At 62.8% G+C, this 20,512-nt stretch carries 20 protein-coding genes; 10 read left to right on the top strand and 10 right to left on the bottom strand.

Annotated features, from left to right (window positions below):
* Positions 1 to 41 precede the first annotated feature (41 nt).
* Positions 42 to 1,049 carry an aminoglycoside phosphotransferase family protein gene (locus ACNAOU_RS07840; protein WP_422758666.1) on the top strand — a complete coding sequence of 336 codons (1,008 nt, stop codon included), beginning with the start codon at positions 42 to 44 and terminating at the stop codon, positions 1,047 to 1,049.
* A 43-nt stretch (positions 1,050 to 1,092) separates the two neighbouring features.
* Here ACNAOU_RS07840 and ACNAOU_RS07835 read toward each other — a convergent pair whose 3' ends face one another.
* From ACNAOU_RS07835 to ACNAOU_RS07825, 3 genes are all read right to left on the bottom strand, one after another.
* Positions 1,093 to 1,887: a sulfite exporter TauE/SafE family protein gene (locus tag ACNAOU_RS07835; protein WP_018779035.1), complete on the bottom strand. Its 795-nt coding sequence runs from the start codon at positions 1,885 to 1,887 to the stop codon at positions 1,093 to 1,095.
* Entirely contained in the window at positions 1,884 to 3,695 is a 1,812-nt protein-coding gene (locus ACNAOU_RS07830; RefSeq protein WP_354628155.1) for a proline--tRNA ligase, read from the bottom strand. Before ACNAOU_RS07830 ends, ACNAOU_RS07835 begins: the two co-directional genes overlap by 4 nt.
* 217 nt (positions 3,696 to 3,912) lie before the next feature.
* Complete coding sequence (locus tag ACNAOU_RS07825) at positions 3,913 to 4,137, bottom strand: hypothetical protein (protein ID WP_018779033.1); 225 nt, start codon at positions 4,135 to 4,137, stop codon at positions 3,913 to 3,915.
* A 188-nt stretch (positions 4,138 to 4,325) separates the two neighbouring features.
* Here ACNAOU_RS07825 and ACNAOU_RS07820 point away from each other — a divergent pair, with 188 nt between their 5' ends.
* The 3 genes from ACNAOU_RS07820 to ACNAOU_RS07810 are packed head-to-tail and all read left to right on the top strand — an operon-like array spanning position 4,326 to position 6,465.
* Positions 4,326 to 5,102: an ABC transporter ATP-binding protein gene (locus ACNAOU_RS07820; RefSeq protein WP_422758383.1), complete on the top strand. Its 777-nt coding sequence runs from the start codon at positions 4,326 to 4,328 to the stop codon at positions 5,100 to 5,102.
* Positions 5,103 to 5,110: 8 nt separating this feature from the next.
* On the top strand, positions 5,111 to 5,854 hold the full coding sequence (locus ACNAOU_RS07815) for an ABC transporter permease (protein WP_209783762.1): 744 nt from the start codon (positions 5,111 to 5,113) through the stop codon (positions 5,852 to 5,854).
* Entirely contained in the window at positions 5,851 to 6,465 is a 615-nt protein-coding gene (locus ACNAOU_RS07810; protein WP_189075805.1) for a TetR/AcrR family transcriptional regulator, read from the top strand. The genes ACNAOU_RS07815 and ACNAOU_RS07810 overlap by 4 nt, the downstream gene beginning before the upstream one ends.
* A gap of 58 nt (positions 6,466 to 6,523) precedes the next feature.
* On the opposite strand, the gene ACNAOU_RS07805 is transcribed toward ACNAOU_RS07810, so the two are convergent.
* From ACNAOU_RS07805 to dxr, 6 genes are all read right to left on the bottom strand, one after another.
* Complete coding sequence (locus ACNAOU_RS07805) at positions 6,524 to 7,258, bottom strand: hypothetical protein (protein WP_189075806.1); 735 nt, start codon at positions 7,256 to 7,258, stop codon at positions 6,524 to 6,526.
* 75 nt (positions 7,259 to 7,333) lie between these two features.
* Positions 7,334 to 8,212, bottom strand: a complete 879-nt coding sequence (locus ACNAOU_RS07800; RefSeq protein ID WP_064723203.1) for a GNAT family N-acetyltransferase — start codon at positions 8,210 to 8,212, stop codon at positions 7,334 to 7,336.
* A complete protein-coding gene (ispG, locus tag ACNAOU_RS07795; protein WP_018779026.1) occupies positions 8,175 to 9,341 on the bottom strand; it encodes a flavodoxin-dependent (E)-4-hydroxy-3-methylbut-2-enyl-diphosphate synthase in 1,167 nt (388 codons plus the stop codon). The genes ACNAOU_RS07800 and ispG overlap by 38 nt, the downstream gene beginning before the upstream one ends.
* 47 nt (positions 9,342 to 9,388) lie before the next feature.
* Positions 9,389 to 9,682 (bottom strand): YciI family protein, encoded by a 294-nt coding sequence (locus ACNAOU_RS07790; RefSeq protein WP_018779025.1) that lies wholly within the window; start codon positions 9,680 to 9,682, stop codon positions 9,389 to 9,391.
* Between the two features lie 43 nt (positions 9,683 to 9,725).
* Complete coding sequence (locus tag ACNAOU_RS07785; RefSeq protein WP_039240578.1) at positions 9,726 to 11,057, bottom strand: M50 family metallopeptidase; 1,332 nt, start codon at positions 11,055 to 11,057, stop codon at positions 9,726 to 9,728.
* Positions 11,058 to 11,093: 36 nt separating this feature from the next.
* Positions 11,094 to 12,281 carry a 1-deoxy-D-xylulose-5-phosphate reductoisomerase gene (gene dxr, locus ACNAOU_RS07780; protein ID WP_039240576.1) on the bottom strand — a complete coding sequence of 396 codons (1,188 nt, stop codon included), beginning with the start codon at positions 12,279 to 12,281 and terminating at the stop codon, positions 11,094 to 11,096.
* 101 nt (positions 12,282 to 12,382) lie between these two features.
* Here dxr and ACNAOU_RS07775 point away from each other — a divergent pair, with 101 nt between their 5' ends.
* Entirely contained in the window at positions 12,383 to 13,819 is a 1,437-nt protein-coding gene (locus tag ACNAOU_RS07775; RefSeq protein ID WP_422758382.1) for a lipase maturation factor family protein, read from the top strand.
* A gap of 9 nt (positions 13,820 to 13,828) precedes the next feature.
* Here the strand turns inward: ACNAOU_RS07775 and ACNAOU_RS07770 are convergent, their stop codons facing one another.
* Entirely contained in the window at positions 13,829 to 14,899 is a 1,071-nt protein-coding gene (locus ACNAOU_RS07770; RefSeq protein ID WP_018779021.1) for a LacI family DNA-binding transcriptional regulator, read from the bottom strand.
* Between the two features lie 247 nt (positions 14,900 to 15,146).
* On the opposite strand from ACNAOU_RS07770, the gene ACNAOU_RS07765 reads away from it, so the two are divergent.
* The 5 genes from ACNAOU_RS07765 to ACNAOU_RS07745 are packed head-to-tail and all read left to right on the top strand — an operon-like array spanning position 15,147 to position 20,510.
* Complete coding sequence (locus ACNAOU_RS07765; RefSeq protein WP_018779020.1) at positions 15,147 to 16,475, top strand: extracellular solute-binding protein; 1,329 nt, start codon at positions 15,147 to 15,149, stop codon at positions 16,473 to 16,475.
* Positions 16,472 to 17,401, top strand: coding sequence for a carbohydrate ABC transporter permease (locus ACNAOU_RS07760; protein ID WP_064723189.1), 930 nt, complete (start codon positions 16,472 to 16,474; stop codon positions 17,399 to 17,401). Before ACNAOU_RS07765 ends, ACNAOU_RS07760 begins: the two co-directional genes overlap by 4 nt.
* A gap of 1 nt (position 17,402) precedes the next feature.
* Positions 17,403 to 18,308, top strand: a complete 906-nt coding sequence (locus tag ACNAOU_RS07755; RefSeq protein WP_018779018.1) for a carbohydrate ABC transporter permease — start codon at positions 17,403 to 17,405, stop codon at positions 18,306 to 18,308.
* 13 nt (positions 18,309 to 18,321) lie between these two features.
* On the top strand, positions 18,322 to 19,509 hold the full coding sequence (locus tag ACNAOU_RS07750; protein ID WP_026267330.1) for a Gfo/Idh/MocA family protein: 1,188 nt from the start codon (positions 18,322 to 18,324) through the stop codon (positions 19,507 to 19,509).
* Positions 19,506 to 20,510 carry a sugar phosphate isomerase/epimerase family protein gene (locus tag ACNAOU_RS07745; protein ID WP_018779016.1) on the top strand — a complete coding sequence of 335 codons (1,005 nt, stop codon included), beginning with the start codon at positions 19,506 to 19,508 and terminating at the stop codon, positions 20,508 to 20,510. The genes ACNAOU_RS07750 and ACNAOU_RS07745 overlap by 4 nt, the downstream gene beginning before the upstream one ends.
* The last annotated feature ends 2 nt before the right edge of the window (positions 20,511 to 20,512 follow it).

Raw genomic sequence — 20,512 nt, 5'->3', positions numbered from 1 at the left:
CATTCCCGCAGAGTTAGGCTGTTCGCGTGACCCTTCACGCGATGATTCCTATTCCGGGCGCCCTGCACGCCCGGTATAACCGTGACTCAGCGGGCCGGGACTGGCTGGCCAGCCTGCCGGGCCTCATCTCCGGTGCCCTGGATCGCTGGGAACTCTCTGTGGACCTGGCGCCCGGCGCCGAGCCATGGAACGGCCACGGCGCGTTGGTGGTGCCCGTCCGCCGGCATGGTGCCGCGCCGGCCGCCCTGAAGATTGCCTTCCCGCACGACGAAGCACGGGCAGAACGGCACGCGCTGGCACTCTGGGAAGGGCGTGGGGCCGTCCGGCTCCTGGCTTCCGACGCCGCCAGCTGCTCCATGCTGTTGGAGCGGCTGGACGCCATCCATGGGCTTCAGGACGTGCCGATGGACCAGGCCGTGGACTCGTGGGGCCGCATCGTGCGGGAACTCTCCATACAGCCGGGCGAGGGACGTGAATGGCAGGCCTTCGACCATATCGCCGCGACCGCGGAGCGTTGGAGCGACGAGCTCCCCGCAGAGTGGGAACGCCTCGACCGCCCCTTCCCCCGGTGGCTGCTGGAGGCGGCCCTCGAGGTGTGCCAAACCCGCGGAGCCGTAGGCCGCCGTTCAGGCAAAGACGTGCTGGTCCACACGGATCTGCACTTCATGAACATCCTCGCCACCACCACAGACCAGCAGGCGCGTGGAAGCTACCTCGCCATTGATCCCCAACCTCAGATCGGCGAGGCCGAATTTGCCGTAGCACCGATCCTCTGGAACCGCCTTTCGGACCTTTCCTTGGCAGATCCTGAAGCAGCCCTTCGCGAGCGATGCCATGACTTCAGCCTCGCAGCCGGTCTCGACCCCGGGATTGCGGAGCAGTGGAGCATCGCCCGCGAAGTGGAAAACGCTTTGTGGTACGCAGCCAAACCCGGACACGGCGGTGACCTGGCACGGTCCCTCTGGGTGGCAAGCACCATGGCGGGCCGGACCCTGGACAACCTTCCCCGGGCACACGATCTTCCGGATCCGGGAGAACTCGAAAGCTGAGGAGAACAGCCCGGAGTGTGGGGCCGGACTGCGCCGCGGTTCCTTAGGCGAAGTTCTCGTTCCAGACGTCCGCGCCAAGTTTGACGATCAACGCGGCGACCACCACCAGGAAGACGAGGCGTACGAACTTGCTCCCCCTGGCCACGGCTGTCCTGGCACCCAGATAGCCTCCGGCCATGTTGGCGAGGCCCAGGACCAGGCCTACGCCCCAGAGGAGCGAGCCGTGCGGCAGGAAGAAGATCAGCGCCCCTGCGTTGGTTGCCATATTCACGATCTTCGCCTTGGCGCTCGCTTCAAGGAAGGCGTAACCCATGGCCGAAACCAGGGCAATGACCAGGAACGAGCCCGTTCCCGGGCCGATCAGGCCGTCATAAAAACCAATGACGCCGCCGATCAGGCAGGCCACGACATAGTGTTTGTGGCCATCGTGGCGCAGTGCCGTCAGCTCACCTGCACTGGGACGCATCGCGGTGAAAATTGCGACGGCGACCAGCGCCAGCACGATGATCGGCTTGAAGACGCTTGCCGGCAAGGACGCGGCCAGGATGGCGCCGCCGAAGCTTCCGGCCAAAGCAATCACAGCCATGGGAATCGCGGTCTTGAGGTCCGGACCAACACGGCGGTAGTACGTCACCGCGCTGGTGGTGGTCCCGAAGATGGACCCCATTTTGTTGGTCGCCAGCGCCTGGACAGGGCTGATGCCCGGTACCAGCAGAAGGGCGGGGAGCTGGATCAGTCCCCCGCCACCAACGACTGCATCGATCCAACCGGCTGCGAATCCAGCCACCACGATCAGGATGATGGTGGTGAGCTGGATCGATTCGAAGCCGGAAATCACCGGGAGCGTACGGCGTTGACCACGTAATCCACGGCCTTGTCCACCGGGATGTTCTCGGCGTCACCGCTGCGGCGGTCCTTGATTTCCACGACGCCGTCCACGAGTCCACGGCCAACGGCCAGGATGGTGGGAACGCCTACGAGCTCGGCATCACCGAATTTCACGCCTGGTGAAACCTTCGGACGGTCGTCGAAGATGACCTCCAGGCCTGCGGCCTCGAGTTCAATGGAGAGCTTCTCGGCAGCATCAAAGATGTCGTCGCCGCGGCCAACGGCCACCACGTGGACGTCTGCCGGAGCAACCGAGCGCGGCCACACGATGCCGCGCTCGTCATGGTTGGCTTCAGCCAGGGCCGCCACGGCACGGGTAACACCAACGCCATAGGAACCCATCGTGACCACCACCTGCTTGCCGTTCTGGTCCAGGACCTTCAGGTCGAGGGCTTCGGCATATTTGCGGCCAAGCTGGAAGATGTGGCCCATCTCTATGCCACGAGCGGTTTCCAGGGGTCCCGAGCCATCCGGCGCAGGATCGCCCGCGCGCACTTCGGTGCTTTCGATGACGCCGTCCCAGGTGAAGTCGCGGCCGGCCACCAGGCCGAAGACGTGCTTGCCTTCAGCGTTGGCGCCGGTGACCCAGCGGGTGCCGGAAACCACGCGGGGATCCACGAGGAACAGCACCTTGGAGGACCCCTCAAGACCCAGCACAGGCTGGTCCAGGGACAAGCCAGGGCCGATGTAGCCCTTGACCAGCCATGGGAGTTTCTTGAGGTCCTCTTCGTTGGCGGCCTCGAGGCCGATCTCACCGGCGATCGGCAGGTGGGAACCGATGTTGGCTTCCACGCGCTTGAGGTCCACGGCCCGGTCGCCCGGTACGCCGATGACGACGATCTGGCGCTCACCGGTGGGCAGCGTCACGGCAAGGACCACGTTCTTGAGGGTATCGGCGGCAGTCCATGCGCCGCCGTCGGCCTCGCTGCGCGGAGCCAGCTGGTTGGCTGCCGCGACCAGGGTATCGATGGTCGGCGTGTTCGGCGTATCAAGGACTTCGGCTGCCGGAGCGTTCGTGAAGTCGATGTCCGCCGGAACAACCGTGGTGACGGCTTCCACGTTGGCGTAGTATCCACCGGCCGAGCGAACGAAGGTGTCCTCGCCGATCTCGGTGGGGAACAGGAATTCCTCGCTCTTGGAACCACCCATGGCACCGGCGGTGGCGGCAACCGGAATGACTTCCAGGCCCAGGCGCTCGAAGATCTTCAGGTACGCAGCACGGTGGGCGGCGTAACTGGCGTCCAAACCGGCGTCGTCAACGTCAAAGGAGTAGGAATCCTTCATGATGAATTCCCGGCCGCGGAGGAGCCCGGCGCGGGGACGTGCTTCATCACGGTACTTGTTCTGGATCTGGTACAGGCTCAGCGGCAGGTCCTTGTACGAGGAGTACAGATCCTTCACCAGCAGCGTGAACATTTCTTCGTGCGTGGGGGCAAGGAGGTAGTCGGCGCCCTTACGGTCTTGGAGACGGAACAGGCCTTCGCCGTACTCGGTCCAGCGGTTGGTGGCCTCGTAGGGTTCGCGCGGGAGCAACGCCGGGAAGTGGACTTCCTGGGCTCCGATGGCGGACATTTCCTGGCGGATGATTTCCTCAACCTTGCGCAGGACGCTCAGGCCCAGCGGGAGCCAGGTGTAGATACCGGGAGCCGCACGGCGGATATAGCCGGCGCGGACCAGAAGCTTGTGACTGGCGACCTCGGCGTCGACGGGATCTTCACGCAGGGTGCGCAGGAATAACTGGGAAAGGCGAAGGACCACGGGTACGTATCCGTTTCTTTGGCAGATGTGGCAAAACAACTGCGTACTAATCTACCGGCTGACGGCCTCGCGCCTTGAACGGACGGCCTTAGGAGCCTCGTTGCCCCGCACACGGAAGAGCCACGCCGTCGCGAGCGGAAGCCCCTGGCCGCTGTGGGCTGGTCATCCTGCGATGGCGTGGCTCAACGGCCGGCCGGCCGCGGGCTTTATCCGTGGACTACTTGGTCTTGCCCTCCAGGGCGACGAGTACGCCTGCGACTGCGAAGAACTTATTGCTGCCGAGCTCGCGGATGGTGTCGATACCCAGGGAATCCTTCAAGGCCTTTGCCGTGGCATCCGTAACACCTGCCAACGCGGCCGGAGATGCATCCAGAATTTCCTTCAGGGTCTTGTCCTCGTACGCCTTGTCAAGTGCCTTCGAAAGATCAACGCCAACTGCCATTGTCACGATTCCCCTCAATAATCACCCGCGCCCCAACGACACGGTTAGGGATGAACCTATGTGATTGACGACACGTTTTCAAGGATTTTTGTACTTTCGATGGAGAAGAAAGTCCTTGACCACTCATCAGCGGCAGTTCTACCGTTATTTCATCACTTGATGAATTTTCGGATGCTCGTGAGGCCATCATGTCGCGCACTCCCCAACCTGCCGCTCCCTCCCCTGCTGCTGTTGCCATCGCAGCAACGGATCTCCATGTTTCCTTGGGCCGCAACAGAGTCCTCCGCGGCCTCGATTTCACAGTAGCGCCGGGGCAGGTAGCAGGACTGCTTGGCCCCTCGGGAAGCGGCAAGACCACGCTCATGCGCGCCATCGTCGGAGTCCAGCGGATCACCCGCGGATCCATCACCGTGCTGGGACAGGCCGCAGGCAGCGCCCTCCTCAGGCACGACGTCGGATATGTCACCCAGGGCGCCAGCGTCTATGGAGACCTCAGCGTCGAAGCGAACGTCCGCTATTTTGGCGCCATGCACAGCGCGACGGCGGCAGACGCCGCCGAGGCGATTGCCGCCGTCGGGCTTCGGGATCTTGCCCGGCAAAAGGCGGCCGATCTTTCAGGTGGACAGTTCAGCCGGGTGTCGTTGGCCTGCGCACTGGTGGCCCACCCGAGAGTCCTCGTCCTGGACGAGCCCACGGTGGGGTTGGATCCCGTTCTTCGGGCCGAACTGTGGGAGCGGTTCGCCGCCATGGCCGCAGCCGGCACAACCCTGCTGGTCTCCAGCCACGTCATGGAGGAAGCGTCCCATTGCTCCACCTTGCTGTTGCTCAGGCAAGGACTCCTGCTCGCCCAGCTCACGCCGGCCGAACTTGCCGAACGCGGCCAGAGCGTGGACCTCGAGCGGGCGTTCCTGACCATCATCCGGGCTGCGGACCGTGGCCGGCACGAAAACCAGGTGGCATCATGAACCTCCGGATGACGCTGGCTACGACCGCCCGGGTCCTGGGCCAGCTGCGTCACGACCACCGAAGCGTGGCAATGATCCTCGTTGTTCCCGCCCTCCTGCTGACGGCCGTCTACTTCCTCTATGAGAACGAATCCCTGCCGCCCGGGGTACCGCGCACGTTCGACCGTGTGGGCCTGATGATGCTGGCGATCTTTCCCTTCGTTGTGATGTTCCTGGTGACGTCCATCACCATGCTGCGGGAACGCACCTCCGGGACCTTGGAGCGGTTACTCACCACTCCTATCCACAAAGCCGATCTCCTGTTCGGATACGCCTTGGCCTTCTCCATCATGGCGGCCCTGCAGTCCCTGGTGGCCACAGCGGTGGCGTACTGGATCTTTGACTTGGATATCAAGGGAAGCCCTGGCCTGGTGGTGCTGATCGCCGTCATCAACGCGGTATTGGGTGTCGCCCTGGGCCTGTTGTGTTCGGCGTTCGCGCGGACGGAGTTCCAAGCCGTGCAGTTCATGCCGGTAGTGGTTGTTCCGCAGATCCTGCTGTGCGGACTCTTTGTTGCGCGGGAGCACATGAATGAGGTCCTGGACGGCATCTCGGGCGTCCTGCCGCTGACTTTCTCGGTGGACGCCCTGAAGGAGATCGCAGGCAATTCCGAGGCGACGTCGGCGATGTGGCAGGACGCCTCGGTAATGGCTGCGATCGTGGTAGGCGTATTGGTCCTGGCGTCGCTGACCCTGCGGCGACAAACGCGATGAGCCTCCCGCAGCTACGACGCGGCCGACGCAGTCAGGAAGATCACTCCAGGGAAGCCATACTGGCTGCCGCACGGGGGCTTTTCGCGGAGCAGGGGTTCGATGGAACAAGCCTGCGCCAGGTAGCCCGCGAATCCGGCGTGGATCCGGCCATGGTGCACCACTTCTTCAAGGGCAAAGACGAGCTGTTCGCAGCAAGCGTCGAATTGCCGGCAGACCCCGCGGCGGTCCTGTCCGACGTCGAAAACGCTGACCCCCAGGTGAGGGCTGAAGTCATTGTCCGCACCGTCCTGGAGCTCTGGGAAGGCCCGGCACAGCACGCCATGGTGGCCTTCGCCCGTGGAACCATCGGCTCCAAGGCCAAGACGGCGCTCATGAAGGAAGTGGTCAGCAGGGCGGTCCTGCCACGGATCATGGGGGGCTTGCCGGGCTCCGCCGCCGAAGTGCGGCTGCGCGGAAACCTGGTGGCTACCCAAGTGGTGGGCCTCATGCTGGCGCGATACGTGATCCGGCTACAGCCCCTGGCGTCCGCCCCACGCGAGGAAGTGGTCCGCTTGGTTGCCCCGAACATCCAGCACTACCTCACAGGCAACCTGGACTCCCCAGGTAAGTAGCAGTACATGCCGTAATGAAGCTCCAAAACGGCATGTACTGCTACACAGATTCCGGCGGCTACTTGATGAGATCGGCAGCCTGGTCCAGCATCGCCTCAAGCTTGGGAAGATCGGAGTCCGAGACCTTCGTACCGGTGGACTGTGCCACCAGGACGACTCCGCTCTTGACCGTGCTGACGAACAACTGTTCCTGCGATCCAGCTGGCCCCGCCGCGGTGCTGTGGTAGGCAATGGCCCCCGGAGTCTTGGCGGAGGTGGGCAGCGTCTTGATGCTGGCGTGTACCGCATTTCCCATGACCGTCATCTGGATGTCACCACAGGCAGCGAGATCCTTGGCACTGTTCTCGGCGACGGCTTTGACCTTGTCCTCTGCAGCACCGGAGAACAAAGACAGCAGGTAAGCCGTCTCTGCCGTTGAACTGGCCGAGGCGCCGATGCTCATCGTGGCTCCTTCTTCCATCTGGATACCGCCACCAGTCAGGAAGCTGGTGCAGGACGCGGGCTCAATGACGCTGTTCGCCACAAGGTCCTTCACCTGCTGCAGGGTGTCTGCCAAGCGGTCGTCAGGCATCACCATAAGTCTGGTGCCTTTGCCGTCACGGACATCTCCGACCATCTTTGTTAGCTCCGCCTTTGAGTACGTGCGGAACTCAACGGTCGTCGGCGTCGGCGTCGCAGTTTCGCTGGCCGGAGCGGACGCGGCGTCCGTGGAAGTGCCGGCACCGCCGCATGCGGTGAGGCCCATGACCAACAGTCCTGACACGGCAAAACCGCGCAGCGCATTCTTATTCATTTGTTCCCCAGGGAAGGTTGAGTGATGTGGTGGCGTGCGCCAACCGAGACAAGACTACAAGTCGCGGCCAGCGACCTAAAACAGGACCGTCGCGAAGGTGCCAACCTGTTCAAATCCCACGCGCTCGTAGGTGGCCCGGGCTTTGGTGTTGTAGTCGTTGACGTACAGGCTCGTCACCGGAGCGAACGTCCTTGAGAGGTTGACGACGGCGGCCATGTACCCGGCGCTCTGGCCACGGCCACGCAGTTCCGGATTCATCCACACGCCCTGCACCTGGGTGACATCCCGTGTGACGGCACCCAGCTCGGCCTTGAAGACCACCGTGCCGCTTGTATCGATGTGAACCAGGGAATGGCCCTGCCGAATAAGGCCGGCCACCCTCTTGCTGTAGAACTCCTGGCCTCCCAGGAAGGGAGAGTAGCCCACTTCTTCCTCAAACATGGCAGCACAGGCGGGAAGGATGCGGTCGAAATCCACCATTGAGCCAAAGGTGAGGGCCGGATTGGCACCGATGGCCGGGCCGCCGGAGATGCTGAGAAGTGGCTGCTCGGCGCGGACCTCATGGGCCACATGGCCCAACTGCTCGAACCGGGCATAAAGCGCAAGCACAGTCTCGGCCGGTCCGAAGATGGAAGCGTACCGGCGTCCGGTCTGGTGGGCGGCGTTGGCCACGTAGCCGGCCAGCCCGGGCTCCAGCTGCACGGGAACCAGATTGGCGCCGGCCCAGCAGGCACCCAGGAGCGTGTCGCCGTCGAAAACTCCGAAAACGCTGGCCCCGCCGCTGGTAGGCGCCGCCGTTCCGGTACTTTCCAGATGGGCAAGGATGAAGACGTTGGCTACGGCGTCTTCGTTTGCGAGCGCGCGAAGAGCCAGGGTGTCGGCACCGCCGAGCACCCTGACCCCCAAGCCGTTCTCGTTACGAGACGCTAACCACGGGGCTACCCTTGACAGCATCTTCGCCATCGGCCTCCCCCATCTCTTCAGCGATACGCATGGCCTCTTCGATCAGTGTCTCAACAATTTCGCTCTCGGGCACAGTCTTAATGACTTCGCCCTTCACGAAAATCTGGCCCTTGCCGTTTCCGGAGGCCACGCCGAGGTCTGCTTCGCGTGCTTCACCGGGTCCGTTGACTACACAGCCCATCACCGCAACGCGCAACGGAATCTCCATGCCTTCCAGGCCGGCAGTTACCTGCTCGGCGAGGGTGTAGACATCCACCTGGGCGCGGCCACAGGACGGGCAGGAGACGATCTCGAGCTTGCGTGGGCGGAGGTTGAGGGACTGGAGGATCTGGTTGCCAACCTTGATTTCCTCCACCGGTGGGGCGGACAGGGAAACGCGGATGGTGTCGCCGATGCCGCGGGACAGGAGCGCACCGAAGGCGGTGGCCGACTTGATGGTTCCCTGGAAAGCCGGTCCGGCCTCCGTCACGCCGAGGTGGAGGGGCCAGTCGCCCTTCTCTGCCAGCATCTCGTAGGCGGCCACCATGATCACGGGGTCGTTGTGCTTCACGGAGATCTTGAAGTCGTGGAATCCGTGTTCTTCGAACAGCGAAGCCTCCCACACGGCGGATTCAACCAGCGCCTCGGGCGTTGCCTTGCCGTACTTCTTCAGGATGCCGGGCTCCAGGGAACCCGCGTTGACGCCGATGCGGATGGACGTGCCGTGGTCCCGGGCCGCTGCCGCGATTTCCTTGACCTGGTCATCGAACTTGCGGATGTTGCCCGGGTTCACGCGGACCGCGGCACAACCTGCTTCGATGGCGGCGAAGACGTACTTGGGCTGGAAGTGGATGTCGGCGATCACCGGAATCTGCGACTTCCGGGCGATGATCGGCAACGCTTCGGCATCATCAGCGGAGGGGCAGGCAACGCGCACAATGTCGCAGCCTGATGCAGTCAGTTCCGCGATCTGCTGGAGGGTGGCGTTGATGTCCGTGGTTGGCGTAGTGGTCATGGACTGAACACTGATCGGCGAATCAGAGCCAACACCAACGGAACCAACCTTGATTTGTCGCGTCTTGCGGCGCGGGGCAAGAACGGGTGGTGGGGCTGCTGGCATTCCCAGGCTGACCGAGGTCACGTGGACTCCTTGGGTTGGGGTGATCGTTGAGGTGGAGGACGCCGGGGCTAGGAAGCGTGGGCTGCCAGGACGCCGATGATGGGGGCCCATTCGGTGGTGCGGATGCCGGCGATAACCCCGGCTTCAGCAAATGGATCCTGCTTGAGGAGGTTATTGAGTTCGGCTTCTTCCGCGGCCTTGAAGATCAGCAATGCGCCGGCACCGTCACCATAGGGGCCGCTGGCAAGCAGCTTGTCGTCCTCGGCCAGTCCGGCGAGCCACGCACGGTGTGCTGGCCGGGCTTCGTCGCGGAGGGCGTCGGAATCGGCGACGTATACGTACTCAACAGCGAAAACAGTCATGGAGCTAGCCTATCCCCACAGTCCGGTCGTCAATGTTCATGGGTCAGCCGAAAATGTTGACGGGCTTGACGATGTCCGCGTAAATCAGCAGGACGCTCATGCACAGCAGCAACGCCGCCACGACGTAGGTCACCGGCAGGAGCTTCGCGATGTCGAAGGCGCCCGGGTCCGGCTTGCCACGCAACTTGGCCAACCGCCGTCGTGCTCCTTCGTACAGGGCACCGGCCACATGGCCGCCGTCGAGCGGCAGGAGCGGGATGAGGTTGAAGATGGCCAGGGCGAAGTTGAGCCCCGCCAGCAGTCCGATCAGGGTCCCTATCCGGGCCTGCAGGGGTACCTGTTCCATGGCTGCCACCTCGCCGGCCACGCGGCCGACACCCACCACGCTGATGGGGCCGTTGGGGTCCCTGGGCTCCTCGCTGAAGGCCGCTTTGGCGACGCCGACCACCCTGGCGGGCAGGTTGAAGATCACACCGGAAATTTGCTTGATGTTCTCTCCCGCCATGGGAAGGACAGCCGACGCCGGTTGGGGAACCAAGGCGCTTTGCGCACCGATGCCAAGGAAGCCGACTTCCTGGTATTTGAGGACGCCGTTGGCGTCCTGCTCGGGGCGGCCGTCCGCCCCGATGACCGGGCGCGAGGAAAGAACGGGCGTCACGGTGGTCTCCACGCTTGCACCATTGCGTTCCACCGTGATGGGTACTTCCTTGCCCGCGGAGGACCTGATCCAACTGGTCAGTTCATCCCAGCTGGTGACGGCCTTGCCGTCGAAGGAGGTGACCTTGTCATTGGGCTGAAGCCCTGCGGCAGCTGCCGGGGTGAGCTTGCAGTCGGCTGAATCAGGGTCCACGGTTTCGCCTGCCGCCACCTGGCATTTGGAGACATCGGAGATCGTGGTTGTTGCCTGGGCAACGCCGAATCCCATGAGCAGCACGGCCAGCAGGACCAAGCCAATCACCATGTTCATGGCCGGTCCGCCGAGCATGATGATGATTTTCTTCCAGACCGGAAGCTTGTAGAAGACACGTCCTTCGTCGCCGGGCCCTACTTCTTCATGGGCGACCGAGCGGGCTTCGGTCGCGAGGGTCTGGAACATGCCGGTGCTTGAAGGGCGGACTCCGCCGTCCTCCTTGTTGGGCGGATACATGCCGATCATCGAGACGTAGCCGCCCAGGGGCAGGGCCTTGAAGCCGTACTCCGTTTCGCCCTTTTTCCTGGACCACAGCGTCGGCCCGAAGCCGATCATGTACTTGGTGACGCGCACCTTGAAGAGTTTCGCCGGCACCAGGTGGCCCACCTCGTGCAGCGCGATGGAGACAGCGACGCCTATCGCGACGAAGATAACTCCAAGAATGAAGAGAAGGACGGGACTCATGCCGGTGGGACTGCTTCCGTAAAGGTATGGGGGGGGTTACTGGGCGCTGCGTGAAGCTAAACGATCGTGGGTTCGGGCTCGTGCCCACTTCTCAGCATCCAGCACGGACTCCACCGTTAGCTCAGAGGATCCTGAGTGTTCGCTGAGGACGGACTCCACCGTGTCAACGATGTCCGTGAAGCGGATCCGGCCGGAATGGAAGGCCTCAACGGCTTCCTCATTGGCCGCGTTGAACACCGCCGGGAAGGTACTCCCCTGCTTGGCTGCGTCCTTGGCGAGGTCGACGGCCGGGAACGCCACGGCATCGAGCGGTTCGAACGTCCAGCTCGTGGCCTGCGTCCAATCGCAGGCCTGCGCGGCCCGGGGCACTCTGTCGGGCCAACCCAGTCCGAGGGCAATGGGAAGCCTCATGTCCGGGGGCGACGCCTGGGCAATGATGGAACCGTCCACGAACTGAACCATGGAATGGACCACGGATTGAGGATGGACCACCACCTCGATCCGATCCAGGGGGACGTCGAACAGCAAGTGCGCTTCGATCACTTCCAGGCCCTTGTTGACCAGGCTGGCCGAGTTGGTCGTCACCATGAGGCCCATGTCCCAGGTGGGGTGGGCCAGCGCTTCCTGCGGAGTGACGTGGTGGAGTTCCTCACGGGTGCGGCCGCGGAACGGCCCACCGGAAGCGGTCAGGATCAGTTTCTCCACTTCCTGCTCGGTGCCGGACCGGAGACACTGTGCAATGGCGGAGTGTTCGGAGTCGACGGGAACAATCTGGCCCGGGCGTGCGGCGGCTTTGACCAGGGCACCGCCGACGATCAGCGACTCCTTGTTGGCCAGGGCCAGCGTAGCTCCCGTGCCCAACGCAGCGAGTGTGGGGGCCAAGCCGATGGAACCAGTGATGCCGTTAAGGACAACATCGCAGTCGATGGCGGCAATCTCCGTTGAGGCATCGGGGCCGACGAAGATCTGCGGAGCGAAGTCCGGAACGCCCGCTTCCGCGGCCGCAGCGGCAATGAACTGCTGCAGGGTGGCAGGATCGCCCTGGGCAATGCCCACCGCTTGCGCCCGGGTGTGAACGGCCTGCTGGGCGATGAGTTCCAGGTTTCCTCCGCCGGCGCTCAGTGCCACCACCTCGAAACGGTGCGGGGCGGCGTCGACGACGTCGATCGCCTGCGTGCCGATGGAACCAGTGGACCCGAGGATGACGATCTTGCGCGGCTGCATTCCTTAAGTATCCCAGCCGGCACGAGGGCCTGCGAACGGGACGGCAACCCCTGCAGCCCTGCACTGCTTGACCGCCGGGCTCCCCTGCGTACCGTGGGATTGTGGAATGGCTGTCCTGGTTTGATGCGTGGGACCATGAATTCGCCCGGCAGGTGTTGCAGCGCGGCACCGCGGCACTCTACGCGGTTGCGTTCCTTTCGACGCTGAACCAGTTCCCTGCCCTTTTGGGCGAACGGGGACTGCTACCGGTACCGGCATTCCTGGACCTTGCACGCCGCTTGGCCAGGCCGACTCTTTTCCGCTGGCACTACTCGGATGCGCTGCTCCGGGCCGTGTGCCGGGCGGGGATCACAGTGGCGGCCTTACTGCTGATCGGCCTCCCGCAGGCCGGTCCTCCATGGCTGCCCATGGTGGCTTTCCTTGCCCTGTGGTTCCTGTACATGTCGATCGTCAACGTGGGCCAGACGTTCTATGGGTTTGGATGGGAGATCCTCCTCCTCGAGATGGGATTCACGGTGGCGTTTCTTGGTTCGGACCAGACGCCCCCACCCACCACCATCCTCATCCTGATCACGTGGCTGGTCTTCCGGCTGGAGTTCGGTGCCGGGATGATCAAGATCCGCGGCGGACGCGAGTGGCGCGACATGACAGCGATGTTCTACCACCACGAAACACAGCCAATGCCCGGCCCGCTCAGCCGGCAGGCCCACCTCCTCCCCCGCCCGCTGCACAAGGTCGAGGTAGCGGGAAACCATTTTGCGCAGCTGGTGGTGCCGTTCTTCCTTTTCGCACCGCAGCCGGTCGCCAGCGCCGCCGCGGGCGTCATCATCGTCACCCAGCTGTGGCTGGTGGCTTCAGGGAACTTCGCGTGGCTGAATTGGGCAGCAATCATCCTGACCTTCGGAGCGGTGGCCGACTCCGCGGTCCATGCCGTCTTCCCGTTCATCCCGCTTGAGTGGCACTCAGGCGCCGAAACCCCGGCGTGGTGGCTCGCCGTCGTCGTTATGGTCAGTGTCCTGCTGCTGCTCCTGAGCTACCGTCCGCTCCTGAACCTGTTGTCGCGTCAGCAGCTCATGAATGCCAGCTTCAACCGATGGCGCCTGGTCAATGCCTATGGGGCGTTCGGGACGGTCACCAAACAGCGGATCGAAATCGTCGTGGAGGGCACCCTGGACGAGGAACCTGATGCGCCCGATGACCGCTGGCTGGAATACGGCTTCAAGGGAAGGCCCGGCGACGTCCGGCGCCTCCCGCGCCAATGGGCGCCCTATCACCTCAGGCTGGACTGGCTGATGTGGTTCCTGCCGCTGCGAACCGTCCACGAGGAATGGTTTTATGCCTTCCTTAAGAAACTCCTGGAGGCGGACCAAGCAACGCTTGGGCTGCTTCGCCAAGACCCGTTCGACGGCGAACGCCCCCGCTGGGTGCGTGCACGCAGCTACCTTTACCGCTTTGCCAGCCGCGAGGAGTACCTCGAAACCGGCGATCGTTGGGTTCGGTTGCCGCTGTACGAAGCCATTCCGCCGCTCCGGCTCTGACTGCCGGCGTCAATCCGCCTGGCGTCGGAGACCTGCCGGGCTCTGCTGCGTACGCGGCGGGGCGGTGGACTCACGCACCACCAGGTGGGTGGCAAGTTCGACGCGCCGGGAGTCGATTTCCTCTCCGCTCCGTTGGCGGAGAATGAAGCTCAACGCTGAACGGCCCATTTCCAGCAGGGGTTGCGATACCGAAGTCAGTGGCGGCAGGGACTCTTCAGCCTGCGTCGTGCCATCGAATCCCACCAGGCTCATGTCGTCCGGAATGCGGATGTTCTGCCTCCTGGCTTCTGCCAGGACCCCAAGGGCGATGCTGTCGCTGGCGGCGAAGACCGCCGTGGGGGGATCGTCCAGGGCCAGGAGCGACTTCATCGCCGCCACCCCGGTTGACGAACGGAACGGACCTGCCGAGACATACTCCTCCACCACCGTCACGCCGGCGGCCATCAGCGCGGCCATGTAACCATGCAAACGGGCCTGGCTGCATTCGGCGGCCGCCGGACCTCCAATGTACGCAATGCGACGGTGCCCCAGTTCCAACAGGTGGGAAGCCGCCGCCTTTCCTCCTGCCCAGTTGCTTGCTCCGACGCTGAAGACGTCTCCCGGTGGCGGGTTGAGCGGATCCACCACGACCACCGGAATGCGGCGTCGCTGGAAGGCCTTAAGCTGCCCTGGCCCGAAGGCCGAGGTGACGACGATCATGCCGCTGCGGCCCTCATCGAGCAGGCGTTGGGCACGCTCCTCCGGGTCCATGGGCGAGGCTGACTGCCTGCTGGTGACGGAGAGGATCACTTCCATCTGCGAGGCCGCGGCATGCTCCATTATTCCGTTGAGCACCTCCACGGAGTACGCAGAGTTCAGCGAATCGAAGACTACCTCCACGGCTTGCTGCGCGGGAGGACTCTTGCGCTGAAGCGGGGAACGGTAGCCCGTTCTGTGCAAGGCCGCGAGGACGCGGTTACGGGTCTCCTCGGCCACGTCCTGCCGGCCGTTAACCACCTTGGACACGGTTGGCGCGGAGACGCCAACTTCCTTGGCGACGGCAGCCAAGGTCAATTTGGGCGGACGTACTTCTCGAACCATGTTCCCCAACTTTCGAAATCTTTCGACGTGTTTTCAGTATCGGCGATAAATCTGACGCGTGCAATTCACCGGATTTATCACCGTAGATCTTTACCAGGAGACCCTTGACGGACTGTGACGCAGGCTTTAGTTTAGACCGTGACCTAAATCATGGCATCGAAATTTTTCGATAAATTTCGGGCCAGGCACTCTGTTCGGCAGTAAGCACCAAGGCTTGCTCAGTGATGCGACTACCCCTGGAGAAGCAATGAAGCAGTTCCAATCATCCCGGCGTTCCTTCCTGGCCCTCGCGGCCGTGACTCCCTTCGCCGCCATGGCCACAAGCGCCTGCGGCACGTCCGGTCCAGGCGGTGCGAGCGGCGGAGGCGGAGCCAGCATGTGGTTCCTTACAGGCGAGCCCAACCAAACCACCATGCAGAAGGCCGTGGATGCATTCGGATCGGCCAATCCCGATAACAAGATCGCCGTCACGTACTTCCAGAACGACGCGTACAAGACCAAGATCAAGACGGCCATCGGGGCCGGCCAGGCCCCCACGATCATCTACGGCTGGGGTGGCGGTGGCCTGAAAACGTACGCCGACGCGGGACAGGTTGAAGACCTCACCAGCTGGTTTGATTCCAACCCGGACCTCAAGGACAAGTTCTTCCCCTCCTCCTTCGGAGCAGCAACGGTTGACGGCAAGATCTACGCCCTTCCCAACCAGTACGTGGCCCCGATCGTCCTTTTCTACAACAAGGACCTGTTCGACAAAGCCGGAGTCCAGCCGCCGAAAACCTGGGAAGACCTCATGTCCCTGGTCAAGACCTTCAACGACATGGGCGTAGCCCCGTTGTCCCTGGGCGGACAATCCCGCTGGACCTCCATGATGTGGCTGGAATACTTGCTGGACCGCATCGGCGGCCCCGAGGTCTTCAAGGCTATTTTCGATGGCAAGCCCAACGCCTGGATGGACCCGGCCGTCATCGAAACCGGCACCAAGATCCAGGAACTGGTCTCCGCCGATGGCTTCATCAAGGGTTTCTCCTCCATCACGGCGGATTCAAAGGCAGACCAGGCCCTCCTGTTCACCGGCAAGGCAGCGATGATGCTGCAGGGCTCCTGGACCTACGGCGCCATGAAGAAGGACGGCCAGAACTTCGTCCAGAATGGAAAGCTCGGTTTCGTAAACTTCCCGACCATTGCCGGCGGCAAGGGAGACCCGAAGAACGGCGTGGGCAACCCGGCCCAGTACATGTCGATCTCGGCCAAGGCCACGGACAAGGAAAAGGAATCGGCCAAGAAATTCTTCAAGGACGGCATCATGACAGATACGGTCATCGACGCCTACATCAACTCCGGCTCGGTTCCGATCGTCAAGGGCATTGAAGACAAGCTTGCCTCGTCCCCGGACAAGGACTTCCTGAACTTCGTCTACGCCCTGGGCAAGGACGCCCCCAACTTCCAGCAGTCCTGGGACCAGGCCCTGAGCCCCACCGCTGCCGAAGCCCTGCTGAACAACATTGACCAGCTCTTCCTCAAGTCGATCACCCCGCAGCAATTCGCTGAGAACATGAATGCCACCCTGGGCAAATGAGTTCCATAACCTCTAACAGGGCTGCCTCTGGTACACAAAAGACCCAAGGAAGCGTGCAGCAAAGATCCGCGCTTCCCTGGCTGACGATTCCGGCCTTGTTCTTCTTTGTCGTCTTCGCCGTTGTACCGCTTCTCGGGGTACTGATCCTGAGTTTCACCAACTGGGACGGCATCGGCGCCATTGGAGCAGCCGGAATGGAGAACTGGACGTCGGTCTTGTCCGACCCCGAGCTCTACAACTCCCTTGGCCTGACCTTCATGATCATGATTGTGTCCTGGCTCGTCCAGACGCCCATCAGTCTGTTGCTGGGGGTCTTTACCGCGGGAACGCAGCGATACAGGGCAGCTCTGGCCGTGTTGTACTTCCTGCCCCTGCTGCTTTCCTCGGCTGCGGTCGCCATCGCCTACAAGGCGTTGCTGGACCCGAACTTCGGCCTGGCCATGGGCCTGGGACTTCCGTTCCTTGCCCAGGACTGGTTGGGAGTGCCCCAGCTGGCGCTCGGACTGATCATCTTCGTTATCGCCTGGCAGTTCGTGCCGTTCCACACCCTGATTTACCAAGGTGGCGTGCGGCAGATCCCCAAGTCGCTCTATGAAGCGGCCCAGATCGACGGCGCAGGAACCATCAAGCAGTTCTTCCACATCACACTGCCTCAGCTGAAGTACACCATCATCACGTCCTCAACCCTGATGGTTGTTGGGTCGCTGACGTATTTCGACCTCATCTTCGTCCTCACAGGTGGCGGACCGGGTAACACCACCCGCATCCTGGCCCTCGACATGTACTTGCGCGGCTTCCGGGCCAACCTCATGGGACCTGCAAGCGTCATCGCCGTCATCCTTGTCGTCATTGGCCTGGCGCTGGCCCTATTCCTCCAACGCCTGGGCGGCAAGGACCAACAGGGCAGCCAACTGGAAGGTATGTAACGTGAGTACTGTCCTCAAGAGCGACTCAAAACCCGGAACACCCGCCTCTGCGGCATCGTCGATCAAAGCCAAGCAAAGCCTTGGCACACGGATCAGGCGGCTCAACATCCCCGGCGGCCTCGGCGGCTGGATCTGGCTCGCCGTCATCATCATTCCGGTCTACTACATCGTCATCACCAGCCTGAAGACCTCCGAAGGCTATTTCGGACAAAATCCGATGGCGCTGCCGACAGCCCCCACCCTGGAGAACTACCAGCTGGTTCTTGAAGCCAACTTCGCCACTTACTTCATGAACAGCGTCATCGTCACACTGGGATCGGTTATCCCCACGGTCCTGATCGCCTTCATGGCGGCCTTCGCGATCGTGCGCGGCAAGGGCAGGTACTTGAAGTTCGTCAACGGTGTCTTCCTGATGGGACTGGCAATTCCCCTTCAGGCCACCATCATCCCGATCTACCTGATGATCATCCGCCTGAATCTCTATGACAGCCTGTTGGCCATCATGCTTCCGTCCATTGCGTTCGCCATACCGCTGACGGTATTGATCCTGTCCAACTTCATCCGCGACGTTCCGAACGAGCTCTTCGAATCCATGCGCCTGGACGGGTGCAGCGAGTGGCAGACCATGTGGCGTTTGGCTCTTCCATTGACCAAGCCCGCCATCGTCACCGTGGCTATCTACAACGGCCTGCATGTCTGGAACGGCTTCCTGCTCCCGCTCGTGCTCACCCAGAGTCCCGGACTGCGCGTCCTGCCCTTGGGTCTGTGGTCCTTCCAGGGTGAGTTCAGCGTCAACATCCCTGCCGTTCTCGCCTCGGTCGTGCTGAGCACGCTACCCATCCTGGTGATCTATGTCCTTGGACGCCGCCAATTGGTCAGCGGCCTGACCGCAGGCTTCAGCAAATAGAAAGGACTCCCCTGTGACACAAGCAAAACCACTGCGTGTAGGAATGGTGGGCTACGCCTTCATGGGCGCCGCGCACTCCCACGCCTGGCGTACCGCACCGCGGTTCTTTGACCTGCCACGGACACCGGAACTTACGGCCGTGGCAGGCAGGAATCCTGACGGTGTCAAGGCTGCGGCAGCCAAATACGGCTGGGCATCCACCGAAACCGACTGGCGGCGGTTGATCGAACGGGACGACATCGACCTGATCGACATCTGCACCCCGGGCAACACCCATGCCGAGATCGCCATTGCCGCGCTCGAGGCCGGCAAGCATGTCCTGTGCGAAAAGCCCTTGGCCAACTCCGTGGAGGAAGCCGAAAAGATGACAGTCGTCGCGCAGGCAGCAGCCGAGCGCGGAGTCCTGTCCATGTGCGGCTTCAGCTACCGCCGCACGCCTGCTTTGGCACTGGCAAAGAGAATGGTTGAAGAAGGCCGGCTCGGCGAAATCCGCCATGTCCGCGCCCAGTACCTCCAGGACTGGCTCAGCGATGCGGACGCACCCCTGACGTGGCGGCTGGACAAATCCAAGTCCGGTTCCGGTTCCCTGGGCGACATCGGAGCCCACAGCATCGACGCCGCGCAGTGGATCACCGGCCTCAATATCACCGGAGTCTCTGCGCTGCTGGAAACCTTCGTCAAGGAACGCCCGGTGGGCGGCGATTTCGTGGGGTTGGGCGGCCACGGCGGTTCAGATGGACCGCGTGGCCCGGTAACCGTTGATGATGCGGCCCTGTTCACTGCGCGGTTCGAATCAGGACCCATCGGCATCTTCGAAGCCACCCGCTTTGCCCTGGGACGCAAGAATGCCATGCGCCTGGAGCTCAACGGCACCAAGGGTTCCCTGGCTTTCGATTTCGAGGACATGAACTCACTGCAGTTCTATGAAGCGGCGCTGGAACCGGACGCGGGCTTCCGGAAGATCATGGTCACCGAACCGTCCCATCCCTACACCGCCAACTGGTGGCCCACCGGACATGGTTTGGGCTATGAGCACGGATTTACCCATCAGGTTGTGGACCTCGTGAACGCGATCGACGCAGGCGAGCAGCCCTCGCCGTCGTTCGCTGATGCCTTGCAGGTGCAAAAGGTACTGGCCGCAGTCGAGACCAGCGCGGACAACGCAAGCCGCTGGCAGAACGTCGACAAGGAAGCATCATGACCCGACCTATCACCCTCTTCACCGGCCAGTGGGCTGATCTGCCGTTCGAGGAAGTGGCACGGCTTGCAGGCGAGTGGGGCTTTGACGGCTTGGAAATCGCCTGCTGGGGCGATCATCTGGATCCCTTGCAAGTGGTTGAGGACGACGCTTATCTTCAGGGAAAGCTCGACATCCTGGAAAAGCACAACCTGACTGTCCATGCCATTGCCAATCACCTCACCGGACAGGCCGTCTGCGATGACCCCATCGATGAGCGGCACCGTGACATCCTCGCCCCGGCGGTATGGGGCGATGGTGACCCTGAAGGCGTACGCCAACGCGCGGCTGAAGCCATGAAAACCACGGCCCGCGCCGCCGCGAGGCTGGGCGTCAAGACGGTCACCGGTTTCACTGGCTCGTCCATCTGGAAGTGCGTAGCCATGTTCCCACCGGCTTCGGACGCCATGATTGAGCGCGGCTACCAGGACTTCGCCGATCGGTGGAATCCCATCCTGGACGTCTTTGACGAAGTGGGTGTCCGCTTCGCCCTGGAAGTCCACCCATCGGAAATCGCCTACGACTACTGGACAGCCAAGCGCACCCTGGAAGCCATCGGGCCGCGGGAGAGCTTTGGCTTGAACTTCGACCCGTCCCACTTCATCTGGCAGGACCTGGACCCGGTGATGTTCCTGCAGGACTTTGCCGACAAGATCTTCCATGTCCACGTCAAGGAATCCGTCCGGCAACTCAATGGACGAAACGGCCGTCTTGGTTCCCACCTGCCCTGGGCGGATCCCCGCCGCGGGTGGGACTTCGTCACGGCCGGTCACGGCGACGTGAACTGGGAGCCGATCTTCCGCACCTTGAACGCTGTTGGTTATGAAGGACCAACCAGCATCGAATGGGAGGACGCCGGCATGGACCGGTTGGTGGGCGCTCCCCAGGCGCTCAAGATGGTCCGCGAACTCGCTGCCATCCGTCCTCCGGCCGCTGCCTTTGATGCGGCCTTCGCAACACGCTGAAT

This window comes from Paenarthrobacter sp. C1, assembly GCF_049315185.1.
In the GTDB taxonomy this organism is placed as follows: Bacteria; Actinomycetota; Actinomycetes; order Actinomycetales; family Micrococcaceae; genus Arthrobacter; species Arthrobacter nicotinovorans.
Note: the sequence above shows the minus strand (reverse complement) of the source record. Positions and strands in the feature narration are given on the sequence as shown.